13 protein-coding genes are annotated in these 18,351 nt (G+C 70.9%); 9 read left to right on the top strand and 4 right to left on the bottom strand.

Translation table 11 applies throughout. From position 1 onward, the window contains the following. The first annotated feature begins 62 nt into the window (after positions 1-62). Entirely contained in the window at positions 63-1,613 is a 1,551-nt protein-coding gene (locus CFK41_RS14285; protein WP_096800272.1) for an alpha-L-fucosidase, read from the top strand. Positions 1,614-1,689: 76 nt separating this feature from the next. Here the strand turns inward: CFK41_RS14285 and CFK41_RS14280 are convergent, their stop codons facing one another. Both CFK41_RS14280 and CFK41_RS14275 read right to left on the bottom strand, forming a co-directional pair. Beyond that, positions 1,690-3,492 (bottom strand): extracellular solute-binding protein, encoded by a 1,803-nt coding sequence (locus tag CFK41_RS14280; protein WP_151904767.1) that lies wholly within the window; start codon positions 3,490-3,492, stop codon positions 1,690-1,692. A 283-nt stretch (positions 3,493-3,775) separates the two neighbouring features. Next, a complete protein-coding gene (locus tag CFK41_RS14275) occupies positions 3,776-5,605 on the bottom strand; it encodes an extracellular solute-binding protein (protein ID WP_151904766.1) in 1,830 nt (609 codons plus the stop codon). 264 nt (positions 5,606-5,869) lie between these two features. Between CFK41_RS14275 and CFK41_RS14270 the strand changes: the two genes are divergently transcribed. Continuing rightward, positions 5,870-7,369 (top strand): MFS transporter, encoded by a 1,500-nt coding sequence (locus tag CFK41_RS14270; protein WP_096800271.1) that lies wholly within the window; start codon positions 5,870-5,872, stop codon positions 7,367-7,369. A gap of 21 nt (positions 7,370-7,390) precedes the next feature. On the opposite strand, the gene CFK41_RS14265 is transcribed toward CFK41_RS14270, so the two are convergent. Both CFK41_RS14265 and CFK41_RS14260 read right to left on the bottom strand, forming a co-directional pair. Beyond that, entirely contained in the window at positions 7,391-8,059 is a 669-nt protein-coding gene (locus tag CFK41_RS14265) for a GntR family transcriptional regulator (protein ID WP_227873094.1), read from the bottom strand. A gap of 79 nt (positions 8,060-8,138) precedes the next feature. Then, positions 8,139-8,984: a hydroxypyruvate isomerase family protein gene (locus CFK41_RS14260; RefSeq protein ID WP_096800270.1), complete on the bottom strand. Its 846-nt coding sequence runs from the start codon at positions 8,982-8,984 to the stop codon at positions 8,139-8,141. A 68-nt stretch (positions 8,985-9,052) separates the two neighbouring features. Between CFK41_RS14260 and CFK41_RS14255 the strand changes: the two genes are divergently transcribed. From CFK41_RS14255 to CFK41_RS14225, 7 genes are all read left to right on the top strand, one after another. Beyond that, positions 9,053-11,209, top strand: a complete 2,157-nt coding sequence (locus CFK41_RS14255) for an alpha-amylase family protein (protein ID WP_096800269.1) — start codon at positions 9,053-9,055, stop codon at positions 11,207-11,209. Continuing rightward, positions 11,206-12,072 (top strand): NAD(P)-dependent oxidoreductase, encoded by an 867-nt coding sequence (locus tag CFK41_RS14250; protein WP_096800268.1) that lies wholly within the window; start codon positions 11,206-11,208, stop codon positions 12,070-12,072. Before CFK41_RS14255 ends, CFK41_RS14250 begins: the two co-directional genes overlap by 4 nt. Further along, complete coding sequence (locus tag CFK41_RS14245) at positions 12,069-14,090, top strand: alpha-amylase family protein (RefSeq protein WP_096800267.1); 2,022 nt, start codon at positions 12,069-12,071, stop codon at positions 14,088-14,090. The genes CFK41_RS14250 and CFK41_RS14245 overlap by 4 nt, the downstream gene beginning before the upstream one ends. A gap of 144 nt (positions 14,091-14,234) precedes the next feature. After that, positions 14,235-15,536 carry an ABC transporter substrate-binding protein gene (locus CFK41_RS14240; protein ID WP_096800266.1) on the top strand — a complete coding sequence of 434 codons (1,302 nt, stop codon included), beginning with the start codon at positions 14,235-14,237 and terminating at the stop codon, positions 15,534-15,536. Beyond that, complete coding sequence (locus CFK41_RS14235; protein ID WP_096800265.1) at positions 15,533-16,483, top strand: carbohydrate ABC transporter permease; 951 nt, start codon at positions 15,533-15,535, stop codon at positions 16,481-16,483. Before CFK41_RS14240 ends, CFK41_RS14235 begins: the two co-directional genes overlap by 4 nt. 1 nt (position 16,484) lies before the next feature. Next, entirely contained in the window at positions 16,485-17,381 is an 897-nt protein-coding gene (locus CFK41_RS14230; RefSeq protein WP_096800264.1) for a carbohydrate ABC transporter permease, read from the top strand. After that, positions 17,378-18,319, top strand: coding sequence for a D-2-hydroxyacid dehydrogenase (locus CFK41_RS14225; protein WP_227873093.1), 942 nt, complete (start codon positions 17,378-17,380; stop codon positions 18,317-18,319). The genes CFK41_RS14230 and CFK41_RS14225 overlap by 4 nt, the downstream gene beginning before the upstream one ends. Positions 18,320-18,351 lie beyond the last annotated feature (32 nt).

The following is an 18,351-nucleotide window of genomic DNA, read 5'->3' as shown; positions in this document are numbered from 1 at the left end:
TCGGCCCGGCAGCGCCGTCGAGCGCAGTGCACTGACGCACCGACCTCCACGGAAGAGGACCCATGACCGCACCGCACGGCCTTCCCCGGCTCGACCCCGACTCCCTCCCGCCCGCGGTCGACGTCTCCGACAACACCGCCGCCCTCGCGGAGGTGGACGCCGTGATCGAGCAGGGCCCGTTCAGCGCGGACTGGGACTCGCTGCGCGACTACGAGGTGCCCCGCTGGTACGCGGACGCGAAGTTCGGGATCTTCCTGCACTGGGGCGTCTACTCGGTGCCCGCCTTCAGCAGCGAGTGGTACTCGCGCACCATGTACCTCGAGGGCAGCCGCGAGCACGCCCACCACCTGGAGACCTACGGGCCCCACTCCGAGTTCGGCTACAAGGACTTCATCCCCTCCTTCACCATGGAGGACTACGACCCCGCCGCCTGGGCCGCGCTGTTCCGCCGCGCCGGCGCCCAATTCGTGGTGCCCGTCGCCGAGCACCACGACGGCTTCGCCATGTATCAGAGCGACCGCACGCGCTGGAACGCCGCCCAGATGGGCCCGCGCCGGGACGTGATGGGGGAGCTGCTGGCCGCCTCGGACGACGCCTCGATCACCCGCGGCGCCTCCTCCCACCGCGCCGAGCACTGGTTCTTCATGAACGGCGGCGCCCGCTTCGACTCCGACGTGCTGGACCCCGCCTACCAGGACTTCTACGGCCCCGCGCAGCGCGAGGAGACCGCCCCGAACGAGCGCCACCTCGAGGACTGGCTGCTGCGCACCGTCGAGATCATCGACCGCTACCGGCCCCAGGTGCTCTGGTTCGACTGGTGGATCGAGCAGCCCGCCTTCGAGCCGTCCCTGCGCCGTCTCGCCGCCTACTACTACAACCGCGCCGCCGAGTGGGGGCGCGAGGTGGTCATCAACTACAAGTGGGAGGCCTTCGCCGAGGGCAGCGCCGTCTACGACATCGAGCGCGGCACCATGGGCGGGATCCGCCCCGTGCCCTGGCAGAACGACACCTCCGTCTCCCGCTCCTCCTGGTGCTGGGTGGAGGGCCACGAGTACAAGTCCCTCGGCGAGCTGATCATCGAGCTGGCGGACACCGTCTCCAAGAACGGCAACCTGCTGCTGAACATCGGCCCCAAGCCCGACGGCACGATCGCCTCCGAGGAGCAGGAGATGCTCGAGAGCATCGGCGCCTGGCTCACCGAGAACGGGCAGTCGATCTTCGGGACCCGCCCGTGGATCGTCGCCGAGGAGGGTCCCACCCGCTCGCAGGCCGGCTCCTTCGTGGACGGCGCCGAGGTGCACCACACCGCCGCCGACTTCCGCTTCACCACCCGCCACGACGTCACCGGCGACTACGTCTACGCGATCGCGCTCGCCCACCCGGAGGACGGCGTGCTGCGCATCCGCTCCTTCGGCACCGGCCTGCGGCTGCTCCCGCAGGAGATCCGCTCCGTCTCGCTCCTCGGCGGCGGCGAACCGCTCGGCGTGGAGCGCACCGAGAACGCGCTGGAGGTCACCGTCGGCCCCGCCGCCGACTCCCCGATCGGCCCGGTCGTGAAGATCCACCTCGAGCCCGAGGTGGTGCCCGAGCGCACCGACCACCTGCACGGCTGATCCCGCCGCGCACGACGAGCGCCGCCCCGGTCCTGGATTGGACCGGGGCGGCGCTCGTTCGGTGCGTTCGGGCCGCTCAGCTGCGTGCCGCGTCGGCCTCCGTGAGCACCTCGAGGTAGCGCTCGACCCCGGCGTTGGTGAACGCCGCGACGTACTGCTCCCAGTGGGAGTCGTCGGTCGGATCGAGGTCGCCCATCGCCATCTGCGTGGTGAGCTGGGCGTAGGTGGTGTCGAGGTTGGTGCGCAGCTCGCCGATCTCCGCGGACTGCTCGGTGGAGAAGAACGGATTCAGGTACAGGCTCTCGATCGGGGAGCGATACGGCTCGTAGAGCTTCCCGGACCGGAACAGCTCGGGCTCCACAGACGTCTTCTCGTTCACGGCCTCGCCGTGACGCACATCGAGGCTCAGGTTGTAGGGACTGAACTCGGGCCACGTCTGGTTCTCGGGCCCCTCCCCGTCCTCCGGGAGCATGGTGTACAGCGCCGGACGGCCGTCGATCCCGACCTGCTTCGCGTCGGCCCAGTCCCACTGCTCACCCAGGTTCCCCCTGGCGCGCTGGAGGGTGGTCAGGAGTCCCAGCTGCACGTCTGCCCAGCGCACCATGGTCGCGGGATCTTCGCACGTGCTCGAGATGACCAGGCCCACGGCATCGCTGTGCCCCTCGTCCCAGGGGATGATGGGCTTCTGGCCCTCGGGCCCGGCGAAGGCGCTCAGCGCGACGAACTCGCGCCACCGCTCGTTGCCGTTGCCGAAGTCGATGTCTGCGACCCCCCACTGGTTGCCCATCTGGAGGACGCCCACGCGGGACTTCTCCTTGTTCATCGTCAGCCGCTTCAGCTGTTCGTTGGTCTGCGTGAAGGCGTTCCGGTCGATCAGCCCGTCGGCGGTGAAGCGGGCGACCACCTCGAGCACCTTGCGGAACTGCTCATCCAGCGGCGTGTAGACGATGGTCTTGCCGTCTCGGCGGATGCGCTGGATGCCGAAGTTCATGAACGAGGCCGCGATCAGGCCGAACGGGAGGACCGAGGAGTCGCCGCTCATCGGCAGCAGGTCGGGATCCGATGCCTTCATGTCCCGCAGCATCTGCTCGAACTCGTCGAGGGTCTTGGGGTGCTCGGACCAGCCGGCCGCCTTCATCGTGGCGGTGTTCACCCAGGTCCGCGTGTCCGACGAGTTGCAGTGATAGCACTGGTTCACCGCCGGGATCGCGTACATCGCCCCGTTCGGCGCGGTCCACGCGGCGCGGAGGTCCGGGTTCTCCTCGAAGGCCTGCTGCAGCTCCGGCGCGTACTCGTCGATGAGCTTGTCCAGCGGCTGGAAGAGACCCTGCTCGCCGTAGGCATAGAGCTGGGCCTTGGTGAACCCGCCCATCCACTCGGGGCCCAGCATGAACGCGTCCGGGAGGTCACCGCTGGAGATGATGGCGTTGACCTTCGGCGTGCCCTCATCGCCCTGGGGGACGGTGGAGTACTCGACGTGGACTCCCGTCTGCTCCTCGAGGTACTTCGAATGGCCGTTGGTGGCGAGCTTCATGCCGGTATCGCTGCGGGTGAGCACTGTGAACGCGGTGGAGCCGTCGCCGAAGGGCTCGATCTCGCGTGCTCGGGGGCCCACGTAGCCCTCGGGATACGGCACCCCCTCGAGCTCCGGTCCCAGCTCGACCTTCAGCGACGAGGAGCCCTGCTCGTACTCGACCGTCTCCACGCCGCCGGCGCCACCGCCGGACCCGCCGGAGCAGTTCGCCAGCGCCAGCGCGGCCGGCAGCGTCCCCAGGCCCAGCAGCAGGCTGCGGCGGCGGACGCCGCGCCGGCCGATCTCGGGAGGGACCTGGCCGGGAGACGTCTGATCGTGGTGCATCGCGAATTCATGGGAGGACATGAGAGCTCCTGACGGGATGTGGACTGCAGGACGTCAGAGGGTCGCTGCCCGAGAGTGGGCCCCGTCGATCGACGATGACGGCTGACGGAGGTCGCCTCGGTGGGCCGGGGCGCGAACCCCCTCCCGTGCACCTCTTCTCTGAGGAGTGCCGCAAGAGTGGCATAGGTCCGATGTTCCGGTCAACGATTCCCGCGAATCGTTACGTGCGGGCGTCGAGGGCACTGGACGCCGCCCCGGTCCCTTTCGGGGCCGGGGCGGCGTCCGTCCGGCAGGACCGGGCCGCTCAGCTGCGTGCGGCGTCGGCTTCCGTGAGCACCTCGAGGTAGCGCTCGACTCCGGCGTTGGTGAACGCCGCGACGTACTGCTCCCAGTGGGAGTCATCGGTCGGATCGAGGTCGCCCATCGCCATCTGCGTGGTGAGCTGGGCGTAGGTGGTGTCGAGGTTGGTGCGCAGCTCACCGATCTCCGCGGACTGCTCGGTGGAGAAGAACGGGCTCGCATAGACGCTCTCGAGGGGGGAGCGGAAGGGCTCGTAGAGCTGCCCGGCGCGGAACAGCGCCGGCTCGATCGAGGTGTCCTCGTTGACGGCCTCGCCATGACGCACATCGAGGCTCGAGTTGTGCGGGCTGAACTCGGGCCAGGAGACGTTGTCGGGCTTGTTCTCCTCCTCGGGGAGCTTCGCGTACAGCGCTGCACGCCCGTCGATGCCGAGCTGCTTGCCATCGGCCCAGTCCCAGTACAGGCCCTGGGTGCCCAGCCCGCGCTCGAGCGAGGGCAACAGCCCCAGCTGGGCGTCCGCCCAGCGCACGAGGGTGGTGGGATCCTCGCAGGTGCTCGAGATGACCAGGCCGACGGCGTCACCGTGGGACTCGTTCCAGGGCACGATCGGCGCCTGCCCATCGGGCCCGGCGAAGGGCGTCAGCGGCACGAACTCCGTCCAGCGGTCGTTCCCGTTCCCGAAGTCGATGTCCGCGATCGCCCAGTGGTGCGGCGCCTGGGTGACGCCCACCAGGGACTTGCCCTTGTTCATCGTGAGGCGCTTGAGCTGGTCCTCGTTCTGCGTGAAGGTGTTGCGGTCGATCAGTCCATCGGCCGTGAGGCGGGCGACCACCTCGAGCACCTTGCGGAACGAGTCGTCCAGCGGCGTGTAGACGATGGTCTTGCCGTCGCGACGGATGCGCTGGATGCCGAAGTCCATGAAGGCCGCGGCGATCAGGCCGAAGGGCGGCATCGTGGAGGTGCCGCTGATGGGGCGGATCTCGGGATCCTTCTCCTTCATGTCGCGCAGCATCTGCTCGAACTCGTCGAGGGTCTTGGGATGCTCGGACCAGCCGGCCGCCTCCAGCGACGGGGCATGCACCCAGGTGCGGGTGTCCGAGGAGGCGCAGTGGTAGCACTGGTTCACGGCCGGGATCGCGTACATCGCCCCGTTCGGTGCGGTCCACGCGGCGCGGAGGTCCGGGTTCTGCTCGAAGAGCTGCTGCAGCTCCGGCGCGTACTCGTCGATGAGCTTGTCCAGCGGCTGGAAGAGACCCTGCTCGCCGTAGGCATAGAGCTGTGCCTTCGTGAATCCGCCCATCCACTCCGGCCCCAGCATGAACGCGTCCGGGAGGTCGCCGCTGGAGATGATGGCATTGACCTTGGGTGCGCCCTCCTCGCCCTGGGGGACGGTGGAGTACTCGACGCGGACGCCCGTCTTCTCCTCGAGGTACTGCGAGTGCTCGTTGGTGGCGAGCTTCAGCTTGGCCTCGCTGCGGGTCAGCACCGTGAACGCGGTGGAGCCGTCGCCGAAGGGCTCGAGCTCACGGGCGCGGGGGCCCACATAGCCCTCCGGATACGGCACCCCCTCGAGCTCCGGCCCCAGCTCGACCTTCAGTGCTGAGGAGCCCTGCTCGTACTCGACGGTCTCCACGTCGCCGGTGCCTCCGCCGGTGCCGCCGGTGCAGTTCGCCAGCGCCAGCGCGGCGGGCAGCGTTCCGAGGCCCAGCAGCAGGCCGCGGCGGCCGACGCCGCGCCGACCGATCTCGGGAGGGATCTGGCCGAAGGACGTCTGATCAGGGATCTGGCCGAAGGACGTCTGATCGTGATGCGTCGCGGAATCGTGAGGGGTCATGAGAGCTCCTGACGGGATGTGGACTGCAGGACGTCAGAGTGTCGCTGCCCGAGCGCGGGCCTCCGTCGATCGACGATGACGGCTGACGGTGGCCGGCTCGGTGGGCCGGGGTGCGAGCCCCCTCCCGTGCACCTCTTCTCTGAGGAGTGCGGCCAGAGTTGCATAGGTCCGATGTTCTGGTCAACGCTTTCCGCGAATCGTTACGTGTTGAGGTCGCTGGCACCGGAACCGCACATCCCGCCCCGCCCCCTGTAGGTTCTCGGCATGAACTCGGGCAGTGGAGATCATGACCAGGAGCCGTACTGGGAGGAGTACCCGATCGGCGGGGTGGGGGAGGTGCTGCGCACCGTCTCCGGTGTGCTCATCGGGCTGCTGATCGGTCTCGGCGTGACATTCGTGCTGATCATCGGGGTGGGCCTGGTCGTCGAGAGCTCCTCGGGGCCCCTCGCGGACATGTTCGACCAGCTCGCGCGCGCCTCGATGGTGCCGCTGCTGACGGTCACCCCGACCGCCGCGGTGCTGTGGGCGCTCAGCGGGGACATCGCGGACGTCGCCACGATCCGCGCGATCCGCCGCGCCGCCGAGCGCGGCGCCCCCGTGCAGGCCGTCCCGCATCCGTACCAGGTGCGGGTGGTGGTCGAGCCGCCGCTGTCCCGCCTGTTCGGAGTCCTGTTCTTCGTCCTCGTGATGGCCGGGCTCGGCGTGGTGACCATGGTGGTCATGCCGTTCACCGAGGGGCACATCGACGACTACGTGCCGATCGGGTTCGCGATCTCGCTGGTCGTCGGCATCGCCGCCGTCGCGGGGCTGCTCGGGCAGCGCGCGTACCGACGAGGGCACACGGCCCGCAACGCAGTGATCGCGACGCACTGGCACCAGGACATGGAGGCTCGCGCCTGGAGGCGCGCCCGCGGGGTCTCCGGCGGCAGGTCGCCCCGCCGCCGCAGGAAGAACGACGCGGGCGGCGAGGGCGCCGACAACGGGGGCGCCGACGACGGGCGACGTGAGCGCGCCGCCGCCCCCGGCTCCCGGCGCCTGCGCAGGATCGCGGGAGGCCTCGACGGCGCCGCGCTGGTCCTCCTCAGCCTGTCGTTCCTGATCCTGCTCCCGGCGCTCGGCCTGCGCTGCAGCGCAGTCCCCGGGACCGCCGGGCAGGAGTGCCATGAGACCTCCTACGACTCCTCGCTCGTGGAGACGCTCATCGTCTCCGGCTTCGCGATCTTCGCCGTCGGCATCGCCCTTGCCGTCGTGCTCGGCGTGGTCGGGCTCGTGGTCGAGGTGGTGGCGAACAGGATCGAGCGCTCCCAGCTGGAGGCGGCGCTCGAGGATCCGCACTCCCCGCGGCCCGAGGACTCCCTGCTGCAGCGGCACACCGAGCGCCGCACCCCGCTGGTCGCGCTCCTCGCCGCGGGGCTCGCGGGCACCGCCGCCCTGCTGGGGCCCGCGCTCATCGCCCTCGGCTCCGGGCGGATGGAGGACGTCGCCTCGCTCTACGACGACGCCGAGGTGCAGTTCGCCGCGTATGTTCCGCTGGGATGGGGCACCGTCACGGCGGCGATCCTGCTGCTGGTGCTGGCCCTCGCCCTCACCGCGGCCTCCTGTGTGCTCGGGCGGCCGATGCGCAACACCCTCACCCGCCGCTGGCCCACCCGGCCCGAGGTGAAGTACAGGAGCCAGGGGGAGGACAAGCCCCCGAAGCCGGTGGCGGCGACCCGGGGGCCGGCGCTGCACACGCTGCTGCGGGAGGAGCCGACGAAGAGCTGACCCGGCCCCACGGTCCGCGGCTCAGCCGGCGGTGATCTGCGCCGTCACCCGCTCGTGCGCCCGCCCCAGGTGCTCCGCGAGCGCCGCTTCCGCAGCCTCCACGTCGCCCTCGCGGATCGCGTCCATGATCTCCTCGTGCTCGCCCACCACCGTGGTGGGGGAGGTGCGGCGATGGGCGGCGAACTGGCCCATCGTCAGGTGGATCTCGCCGGCGATGATCTCGTACATGCGGGCCAGCCGATCGCTGCGCACCCCGTTCACGAGCGCCCAGTGGAAGTCGATGTCGTGCTGCACCTGGCCGCGGAAGTCCCCGCGCTCCACGGCATGGCGCATCGCCTCCTGCGCCGTGGTGATCTCCTCGGTGAGGTCCTTCGCCCGGGCGAGGTGTGCGGCGGCGGCGGATTCGAAGGTCTGCCGGCTGAAGAACAGGTCGTCGATCTCCGCGGCGTCCAGCAATGGCACGGAGGCGGAGCGGTGCGCGGTGCGGCGCAGCAGGCCCAGGGAGGTGAGGCGCTCGAGGCAGGCCTTCGCGGTGGGCCGGGCCACTCCGTACTCGTCCGCCACGCGCTGCTCGGTGACCTTCTCGCCCGGGGCGATGTCGCCGTTGATGATCCGCTCGCGCAGGGAGGCGAACAGCGCCTCCGTCAGCGAAGCGGGACCGAGCTTGTACTGGCCTGTCGCGATCGCCACGGCAGCTCCTTCCGTCCAGCCGCCAGCCCTGGCGACACCGTCTGCGAGCAACATGTCGAACATGTAGCCCGGACTGACATCATGCCAGCGGCGTGGCGGACTCCGCGCTCGAAAGCCATTCCAGCGTGCTCCGCGTCTCCCCGGTGGGCATGTACTCCGCGGCGACCGTGCCCGCATAGCCCGCCTCCCGCAGCGCCGATCCGACCGCGTCGAGATCGACCGTGCCCGAGCCCGGCTCGCCGCGATCCGGGGCGTCGGCGAGCTGCACGTGGCCGATGCGCCCCGCCCATCGGGAGATCACCGCGGGCAGGTCCTCCCCGTTCCTGGCCAGGTGGAACGTGTCCAGGAGCAGGGCGAGACCCTCCGAGCCCGCCTCGTCGATCAGGTCCAGGGCGTCTGACGCGGTCTCCAGCGGATACGCCCCGTTCAGCCCTCGGGCCAGCGGCTCCACAAGCACCACGCCGGGCGTGCCCGGGAGGTCCGAGAGCGCCTCCGCGGCCCGGCGGAGCGAGCGCACCGCGGTCGCCCGCGCCGGGACGCCCGCCCCGTCGGGCACCTGGCCATGCAGCAGGTTGAAGCCGCGGGCACCGGTGCGCTCGGCGATCCGGTGCAGCGCCACGAGCGAGTCCTCGAGCTCGGAGGCGCGCTCCGGCAGGCAGGCGATGCCGCGCTCGCCGCCCGCCATGTCCCCGGCGAACACGTTCATGCCGGTCAGGGAGACTCCGGCCGCGTCGATCGCCGTCAGCAGGCCGTCGATCTCGGCGTCCGACGGGGCGGCCGTGGGGAACGGCCACCAGGTCTCCACCGCGGTGAAGCCCGCTGCGGCGGCGGCTGCGAAGCGGTCGAGATAGGGCACCTCGGTGAACAGGAGCGAGACGTTCGCACTCACCGGGTATCCGTGCCAGCTGAATCCATGAGAGTCCATGGCGGCATCTTGTCACATGACGCTAGACATGTCAGCATGTATGACAATTCATCTCTGGGAGGAGATCAGTGACGATCGACGACACCCTGCTGGCCCCGTCGGCCGGCCCCCGCAGCCCCGACTGGTTCCTGGGCGCGACCCGCTGGACCCAGCTCACCTTCACCGAGGACGATCCGCCGGCGCTCGACGTCGACTTCTGGGTGGACGTCATGAAGCGCACGCGGTCCAACGCGATCTGCCTCAGCGCCGGCGGCTACATGGCCTTCTATCCCACGCAGATCCCCTTCCACTACCGCAGCGAGCAGCTGGGGGACCGGGACTCCTTCGGGGAGATCGTCGAGCAGGCACGACGCCTGGGCATGCACGTCATGGCCCGCGTGGACCCGCACGCCGTCCACACCGACGCCGCGACGGCGCATCCCGAGTGGCTCGACCACGGCCCCGACGGCACCCCCGTCGAGCACGAGTCGATGCCCGGGCTGTGGTGGACCGATCCCATGAGCTCCTCCCACTGGGACTTCACCACCCGCATCGCCGAGGAGATCGTGCGCGAGTACGACATCGACGCCGTCTTCGCCAACCGCTGGGAGGGCCGCCGACGGGTCAGCTACAACCCCCATACCCGCGCCGCCTTCCAGGCCGAGGCGGGGCTGGACCTGCCCGACGAGACCGACCCGCACGACCCCGCCTGGCCCGTCTTCACCGCCTGGCGCCGCCGACGGCTCAGCGAGCTGGTGGTGCACTGGGATGACGCCGTCCGCGCGATCAAGCCCCACGTGCGCTTCCTCCCCAACCGCGGTGCGGCGCTCACCCGCGACCTCGACCGGGACCTCGTCGAGGACCGCTACCCGATGTTCTTCGTCGACAAGCAGGGGCGCTCCGACATCGAGCCGTCCTGGACCCCGGGACGGATCGGCAAGCGCGCCCGCGGCCTGTACCCGGATCGACCCGTCGCCCTGATCACCTCCGTCGGCCCCGAGGACCACGAGCTGCGCTGGAAGGACTCCGTCGCCGACCCCCACGAGACCCGCGGCCTCGTGGTCGACGGCTTCGCCCAGGGCGCCCTGCCCTGGTTCACCAAGTTCAAGGCGGAGTGCTTCGACGACCGCTGGGTCGCGCCGCTCGCGGAGGCGTTCCAGCTCCACGCCCGCGTCGAGGAGGAGACCGGCCACCTGCGCCACACCGCCGACGTGGCGCTGCTGGACTGCGTGGACCGCACCGCCTCGACCCCCTTCGGTCACGGCCACGGGGGAGGTGCCCATGAGGACGGCGTCTACCAGGCCCTCGTCGAGGCCCGCATCCCCTTCGAGTACATCGCCGAGGAGGCCCTCGCCCCGGACCGCCTCGCCGGCATCTCGGTGCTGGTCATCCCCACCGGCGCGGACCTCGACCCTGCCACGGTCACCACGATCGAGGCCTACGTGGAGCGCGGCGGCGGCCTCGTCACCGCCTTCGACGCCGGGCTCACCACGGGGCCCGACGGGCCGCGGCTCGCCCTCGGCGACCTGCAGGGGGTTCGGCTCGCCGGCGGGCTCCGCGGACCGCTGAAGAACAAGTACATGACCCTCGAGCGACCGCACCCGCTCACCGACGGCTACGACGGCGCCCAGCGCATCCTCGCCGGAGCCCAAGTGCTGGACATCGGCACGCTCCCCGGCGCCGAGATCGCCTTCCGCTTCGTCCCCGACTACCCCGACCTCCCCATGGAGGAGGTCTACCCCCGCCCCGGCGCAGCCCTGCCCGCCGTGGTCACGCGCGAGCATCCCGGGGGCGGGCGTACCGCGTACATCGCCTTCGACCTCGGCGAGGTGTTCTGGCGCTCGCTGCAGTCCGACCACGGCCGCCTGATCGCCGCCGCCGTCCGCTGGGCCCGCGGTGAGCAGCCCGCCCGGGTGCAGGTCACCGGGCAGGGCCTCGTCGACCTCGCCGTGCGCGAGGCGCCGGGAGAGCTCGCCGTGACCGTCGTGAACCTCACCGACCCCATGGCCATGCGCGGCCAGCGCCACGACGCCATGCCCCTGCACGACCAGGAGGTCGTGCTCGCCGTCCCCGACGGCGGCGAGCTCGCGAGCGCCCGGCTCGTCATCGCCGGGGCCCCCGCCACCGCCGAGGTGCGCGAGGGTCGGCTCCACATCCCCCTGGACAGGATCGACGACCTCGAGGTCGTCCACGTGACCTGGACACCGACCGGCGCCCCCGCGGCGCAGCACGGAGGAGAAGCATGAGGATCGCCGTCATCGGCCTGGGCGTCATGGGCGCCCCCATGGCCCGGAACCTGCTGGACGCCGGCCACGAGCTGCGCATCCACCGCGAGAACGCCCGCTCGCAGGCCCTCGTCGAGGCGGGGGCGACCCTCGCCCCCACCCCGGCCGCCGCGACCGAGGGCGCCGAGGTCGTCCTGCTCATGCTCCCCGACACCCCCGACGTCGAGGCCGTGCTCCACGGCGAGGACGGCGTGCTCGGCGCGCTCGCCGAGGACGCGCTCGTGCTCGACATGAGCTCGATCTCCCCGGTCGCGACCGAGCAGATCGCCCAGGATGTCGCCGCCGCGGGCGGCCAGTTCGTCGACGCCCCCGTCTCCGGCGGGGAGGTGGGCGCCCAGGAGGGGATCCTGACCGTCTTCGTCGGCGGCGAACAGGAGGCCGTCGCCCGTGCGATGCCGCTGCTGGAGATCCTGGGCGGCCGCATCACCCACCTCGGACCCGCCGGTGCCGGCCAGGCCGCCAAGGTGGTCAACCAGGTCATCGTGGGCCTCACCATCGAGGCGGTCGCCGAGGGGCTCGCCCTCGCCGAAGCCTCGGGCCTGGACCCCGAGCAGGTGCGCGCCGCCCTCGACGGCGGCTTCGCCACCTCCCGCATCCTCGAGCTCCACGGCCGGCGCATGGCGGAGCGAGCCTTCGACCCCGGCTTCCGCCTCCGCCTGCACCGCAAGGACCTGCGCCTCGCCCAGGACTCCGCCGCGCACCGCGGCCTCGCCCTGCCCGCCCTCGAGACGGTCGCGGCCCAGATGGACGAGGCGATCGCCCGCCAGCTCCAGGAGCTCGACCACTCGGCCCTGTTCCGGCTCCTCACCGAGGAGGCCCGATGACGGCCGCGCCGGACGCCCCCTGGTGGCATGCTCCCTTCCGCACCCTCCAGACCAACCTGCGCGAGACCGACGCCGGCCTCGACGTCGAGGCGGTGCTGGACGCGATCGAGGCCCACGGCGCCGACACCTGGCTGCTCAGCGTGGGCGGCATCCTCGCCAACCACCCCAGCCGCCTCGCCTCCCAGACGGTGAATCCCCACCTCGCCCAGCGCCCCTCCGGGGACCTCGTCGGCGATGCCACCGCCGCCGCGCAGGCCCGCGGCATCCGGGTGCTGGCCCGCATGGACTTCTCCAAGATCGACGCCGCCCGGGCGGAGCGTCACCCCGAGTGGTGCTTCGTCTCGCCCGAGGGGGAGCCGCAGATCTACAACGGGTACCGCAGCGTGTGCCCCAGCGGTGAGTACTACCAGCGGGAGATGTTCGACATCGTCGCCGAGGTGCTGGAGACGTACCCGATCGCCGGCTTCTTCTTCAACTGGATGTCCTTCAACGAGGTCGACTACAGCCGCCGCTACCGCGGGGTCTGCCACTGCGAGGCGTGCCGACGCGGCTTCGCGGCCGCCGCCCCGGGCACGCCGCTGCCCGCCGGCCCCGACGATCCGGGCTACGCCCGCTGGACGCAGCACTCCGACGAGGTCCTCACCGACCTCCATCACCGCATGCAGGCCCACGTGCGGCGCCTCGCCCCGCAGGCCGCCCTCATCCAGGGCGACCGCGCGGACATCACCTTCCACGAGGCCAACAACGCCGTCGGCCGCGAGCTGTGGCACCAGGCCACCGCCGACGCCGTGGACGCCGCCCGCTCCGAGGACCCGTCCCGGCCCGTGTTCGTCAACGCCGTCGCCTTCGTGGACATGCCCTACCGCTGGGCCGGCGAGGACCCCCGCCACCTCGAGCAGTACGCCGTCCAGTCCATCGCCCACGGCGCCCAGCCCTCCACCTACCTCATGGGCACCCCGCAGGACAGCCCGTTCCCGGGCCTGACCGCGAGCGCCCGCATCAGCCGCTTCCACCGTGACCACCATGAGGAGTACACCGGGCTCGTCCCGACCGCCCGCACCGCCCTGGTGCGGCCGACGGGCGGAGCCCGCGCCCGCGCCGAGTTCGAGGGCTGGCACGCCGCGCTCTCCGAGGCGCACATCCCGGCCTCCGTGCTGCGGCCCCCGGCCCTCGCCGCCCTCAGCCGCGACCGCTTCGACCTCGTGATCCTGCCCCACCTCGGCGAGCTGTCGGGAGAGGCGCTCGCCGCCGTGCGCGCCTTCGCGGAGGCGGGCGGCACCGTGATCACCACCGGCAGCACAGCCTGGGCCGACGGCGTCCACCAGCTCGACCCCGACGGCGCGCTCCTGCGCCAGAGCGCAGTGTTCGAGACCGAGGAGTCCCTGCGCTCCCTGCACGTGGACCTCGCAGCCTCCCTCGCCCCGGTTCCTGCCGGTCCGGTGCACGTCCCGGCCCTCGGGGAGTTCCGGGCCCTGGCCCTCTCCAGCCCGATAGCCGACGGTGCCGACGGACAGGGCGGCTGGCCGGTGCTGGGCCGCGCCCTCTACGGCCCGCCGGAGAAGTGCTACGGCAACGAGGTCACCGGCCATCCCGGCCGGGTGAGCTGGAGCTTCGACGGCGGCGGCGCGATCGCCGTGATCCCCTGGCTGCCCGGCCTCGTGCTGCGCGAGGTCGGCGCCTCCGCGGTGGGCAGCGCGCTCGCCGCCCTGGTCGCGGAGATCGGCGGCGCGCACCTGGGCTGGGCCACCGATCTGCCGGGGCATGTCCGCATCGTGCCCGGCCACGGGGCCGGCGGCCCGCTGATCCACCTCCTGAACCGCAGCGGCGAACGGCCGCAGCGATTCGTGGATCCCGCCCCGACGGCCCCATCGGCGCTCGAGATCCCCTGCCCGGACAAGCCGGGCCGTGTGCGCGCCCTGGTCGCCCAGCAGGATCCGGACTGGTCCTGGGCGGAGGGCGTGCTGCACGTGCAGGTCCCCGCGATCGAGGTCTTCGAGGTCCTCTCCGTCCGTCCGTGACCCGTGCCGACGCAGGCGTCTGCAGGCCCCAGATTATAGATAACAAATAGGCAAGTAATCTTGACAGACAATCTTACAGTGGTGAGGATTGTTCCACGCGGGGCTACGAGGCCCTCCGTTCCTTCCAACGACGGGAGCACAGCAATGCGTCACCTGAGCCGACGAGGTCTCATCCAGGGTGCAGGAGCAGCGGTCGGGGTCGGCGCTCTCGCCGCCTGCGGCGGAGTGGCCGGCGGTGGTTCCGGCGGAGCCGACGGCGGCCTGCGCTACGCCTTCTGGGGCAACAACGTGCGCCAGACGAACTACCAGAAGGCCTTCGACCTGATGGCGGAGCAGAACGAGGAGCTCGCCCTCAAGGTCGAGTTCGCCGAGTACTCCGCGTTCCAGGAGCGCATGACCACCCAGATGGCGGCCGGGAACGTCGCCGACATCTTCTGGGTCCCCTCGCCGCAGGTCATGACCTACTACTCCAACGGGCTCTATCGTCCGCTCGAGGGCGTCGAGAGCCTGGACCTCTCGGACTACTCCGACGGCGACATCCAGGACTTCCTGCTGGACGGCGAGCACAACACGATGCCCTTCGGCATCTTCGTGCCGGTGGTGCGCTACAACGCCACCTTCGTGGAGGAGGACGGCCTGGACTGGCCCGAGAGCTGGGACTGGGACGGCTTCGCCGAGTTCGCCAAGGAGTACGCCACCCAGAACGAGGACCGCTGGGCCGTCGCCTACGCCGCCGACGCGGACCTCTGCTTCGAGGGCTGGCTGCGCCAGCACGGCGAGGAGCTGTGGAACGAGGAGGGGCGCATCGGCTACACCCAGGAGGGCCTGGAGAGCTGGATCGCCTGGTGGGAGGACCTCCGCCAGGCCGGAGCGACTCCGAGCATCGGCGAGCAGGACGGCGTGGGCGCGAGCTGGGAGGACGTGGGCGACCGCTGCCTGGCCTGGTTCAGCAACTCCAACCACATCGTCGATGACTCCACGATGTTCCCGGACTACGACTTCGCCCTCTCGCACCTGCCGGTCGACCCGTCGGCCCCCGACGGCCACCAGTTCCTCTACTTCCCCCGCCAGGCGATCTACGCGAAGGCGAGCGATGCGAACGCCGAGCTCGCCGGCGAGGTCTTCAACTTCACCACCGGTGACGTCGAGATGCTCAAGACCGTGGGCCTGACCATGGGCGCCCCGGTCAACCCGCGCGTCGCCGAGGAGTACACCGAGTTCGCCTCCCCGGTCGAGACGGCGATGCTCGAGGTGGTCGCCGAGGACCGCGAGGCCGACCGCACCGCCCGCTTCGAGGCGCCCCCGGGCTCCAGCACCTGGCGCGACGTCATGACCCGCGCCCTGGAGAACGTCACCAACGGCAACGCGACGATCCCCGAGGCCTCCCAGGCCATGATCGAGGAGATCTCCACGGGCATCGAGCGCGCCTCCGGAGGGAAGGGATGACCACGACCCTCGGCGCCGAGGAGCGCCCGGCGGAGCCCGCCGCCGTCGGCCCCTCCCCACCGCGCCGGCGCGCCCGCCGCTCCCAGGAGCTGGCGGCGCACGCCTTCATGTCGCCCTGGCTGATCGGCCTGGTGCTGGTCACCGCCGCCCCGATGCTGGCCTCGCTCTACCTCTCCTTCACCGACTACAACATCATGTCCAGCCCCACCTTCGTGGGCCTGGACAACTTCGAACGGATGCTGGGGGACCAGCGGTTCTGGTCCTCGACCCGCGTGACCTCGCTGTACGTGCTGGTCTCGGTGCCGCTGCAGCTCGCCTTCGCCCTGCTGCTCGCCCTGATCCTGGACCGCGGGCTGCGCGGGCTGTCGATCTACCGCAGCGCCTACTACCTGCCCTCGCTGCTGGGCACCTCGGTGGCCGTGGCCGTGCTGTGGAAGCAGATCTTCGGCCAGAACGGCCTGGTCAACCAGGCGCTCGAGCTGATCGGCGTGCAGGGCACGAACTGGCTGCAGAACCCGGACAGCGCGCTGTGGACGCTGATCATCCTCAACGTGTGGACCTTCGGCTCGCCGATGGTCATCTTCCTGGCGGGCCTGCGGCAGATCCCCGAGGAGCTCTACGAGGCGGCCCGCGTGGACGGCGCCTCGCAGCTGCGCATGTTCCGCCACATCACGATCCCGTTGCTCACCCCGATCGTGTTCTTCAACCTGATCCTGCAGACCATCGGCTCGTTCCAGGCCTTCACGCAGGCCCACGTGATCAGCGGCGGCACCGGCGGCCCCATCGACTCCACGCTCTTCTACACGCTGTACATCTACCAGCAGGCGTTCGTGAACTTCGACATGGGGTACGCCTCCGCCCTCGCCTGGGTGCTGCTGCTGGCCATCGCCGTGATCACCGCCCTCCACTTCACCCTGTCCAAGTACTGGGTCTTCTACGGAGACTGATATGTCGACCTCCACCCTCGACCCGGCCCGTGCCGTCGCCGCACCCGGCCGCGCCCCCTCGATCCGGCGCACCAGGGCACGCGGCGCGATCCTGCGCCACGCCGCCCTGGTCCTGTTCGGGCTGTTCATGCTCTACCCGCTGATCTGGATGGCGGTCAGCGCGTTCAAGCCCTCCCACCTGGTGCTCACCGATCCCGGGATCATCCCCACCGAGGTCACCCTGGAGAACTTCGTCAACGGCTGGGTGGTGGGCGGGTTCCCCTTCTGGGCGTTCTTCGGCAACTCGGTGGTGATCGCCGCCAGCGCGATCCTCGGCAACCTGCTGTCCTGCTCGCTGACCGCCTTCGCCCTGGCACGTCTCGAGTTCCGGGCCCGGAACATCTACTTCGCGATCGTGCTGGTCACGGTGATGCTGCCGATGCACGCCGTGGTGATCCCGCAGTACATCGTGTTCTCGAACCTGGGCCTGGTGAACACCTTCGTGCCGCTGATCCTGCCGAAGTTCCTCGCCACCGACGCGTTCTTCATCTTCCTCATGGTGCAGTTCATCCGCGGGATCCCTCGCCAGCTCGACGAGGCCGCGGCGATCGACGGCGCCGGTCCGTTCCGGGTGTTCCGCAGCATCATCCTGCCGCTCATGAAGCCGGCGCTCATCACCACCGCGATCTTCACCTTCATCTGGACCTGGAACGACTTCTTCGGCCAGCTGATCTACCTCACCGACTCCTCGGTGTTCACGGTGCCGATCGCGCTCAACGCACTGGTCGACTCCGAGTCGAACCAGGGCACCGGCACGCTCATGGCCATGTCGGTGCTCTCCCTCATTCCGCTGCTGCTGTTCTTCGCCTTCGCACAGAAGCACCTCATCCGAGGCATCGCCACGACGGGGCTGAAGTGAGCGGCGGGGAAGAGGTGATCGGGCTCCTGGGCGGCGCCCGCTCGGACCTCGCCGCCGTCCAGAAGGCCGCCGGGGACAGCACCGTGATCGCCCTCGAGGAGCACAGCGACCGCTCGTCCGTCACCGCGCTCCTCGGCGCCTCGCCCGCGGAGGACCTCACCCGCTACCCGGCCATGCGCTGGGTGCACAGCACCGCCGCCGGGGTCGACGGCTGGCTGCGGCCCGGCGTGCTGCCCGAGCACGTCATCCTGACCTCCGCCGCCGGCAACGGGGCGATCCCGCTCGCCGAGCACGCCCTGATGCTGATGCTGATGCTCAGCCGGGACGCCCCGCGCTGGGCCCGCGCGCAGGAGCGCCACGACTGGGAGCGGCGCACCCACGGCGAGCTCGCCGGCGCCCGGCTCGGGATCCTCGGCTACGGCAACAGCGGCGAGGACCTCGCCCGCAAGGCGCTGGCCTGCCACATGGAGGTCACCGCTCTGCGGCGGCGGGGCAGCGCCGCGCACGACGGCGAGGTCAGGATCGTCCACGGCGACGACGGGCTCCGCGAGCTGCTGCGCACCAGCGACATGCTGGTCGTCACCGCCCCGCTCACCGTCGAGACCGCGGGCATGATCGGCGCCGAGCAGATCGCGCTCCTGCCCCCGGGGGCCTGCATCGTGGTGATCTCCCGGGGCGGGATCGTGGACGAGTCCGCCCTGGTGGACGCCCTGCGCTCCGGGCACCTCGGCGGCGCCGGGATCGACGCGCACGCGGTGGAGCCCCTGCCCCCCGACAGTCCGCTGTGGGAGGCGCCGAACGCGATCGTCACCCCGCACAACGCCGCGACCACCGCGGGGACGGCCGCCAGGGGCCGAGCGATCATGCTCGAGAACGTGGACCGACGGGTCCGCGGCGAGCAGCTGCACAACGTGGTGGACCGCGCGGCGGGGTACTGACCGGCGCTCCCTCGAGCACTCGCCGGCCCGGA

Source organism: Brachybacterium ginsengisoli (genome assembly GCF_002407065.1).
Classification (GTDB): domain Bacteria; phylum Actinomycetota; class Actinomycetes; order Actinomycetales; family Dermabacteraceae; genus Brachybacterium; species Brachybacterium ginsengisoli.
Note: the sequence above shows the minus strand (reverse complement) of the source record. Positions and strands in the feature narration are given on the sequence as shown.

Excerpts from the sequence above, each read along its gene's own strand:
- CFK41_RS14285 (WP_096800272.1), top strand. The coding sequence starts at position 63 with ATGACCGCACCGCACGGCCTTCCCCGGCTCGACCCCGACTCCCTCCCG.
- CFK41_RS14280 (WP_151904767.1), bottom strand. The coding sequence starts at position 3,492 with ATGTCCTCCCATGAATTCGCGATGCACCACGATCAGACGTCTCCCGGC.
- CFK41_RS14275 (WP_151904766.1), bottom strand. The coding sequence starts at position 5,605 with ATGACCCCTCACGATTCCGCGACGCATCACGATCAGACGTCCTTCGGC.
- CFK41_RS14270 (WP_096800271.1), top strand. The coding sequence starts at position 5,870 with ATGAACTCGGGCAGTGGAGATCATGACCAGGAGCCGTACTGGGAGGAG.
- CFK41_RS14260 (WP_096800270.1), bottom strand. The coding sequence starts at position 8,984 with ATGGACTCTCATGGATTCAGCTGGCACGGATACCCGGTGAGTGCGAAC.
- CFK41_RS14250 (WP_096800268.1), top strand. The coding sequence starts at position 11,206 with ATGAGGATCGCCGTCATCGGCCTGGGCGTCATGGGCGCCCCCATGGCC.
- CFK41_RS14245 (WP_096800267.1), top strand. The coding sequence starts at position 12,069 with ATGACGGCCGCGCCGGACGCCCCCTGGTGGCATGCTCCCTTCCGCACC.
- CFK41_RS14240 (WP_096800266.1), top strand. The coding sequence starts at position 14,235 with ATGCGTCACCTGAGCCGACGAGGTCTCATCCAGGGTGCAGGAGCAGCG.
- CFK41_RS14235 (WP_096800265.1), top strand. The coding sequence starts at position 15,533 with ATGACCACGACCCTCGGCGCCGAGGAGCGCCCGGCGGAGCCCGCCGCC.
- CFK41_RS14230 (WP_096800264.1), top strand. The coding sequence starts at position 16,485 with ATGTCGACCTCCACCCTCGACCCGGCCCGTGCCGTCGCCGCACCCGGC.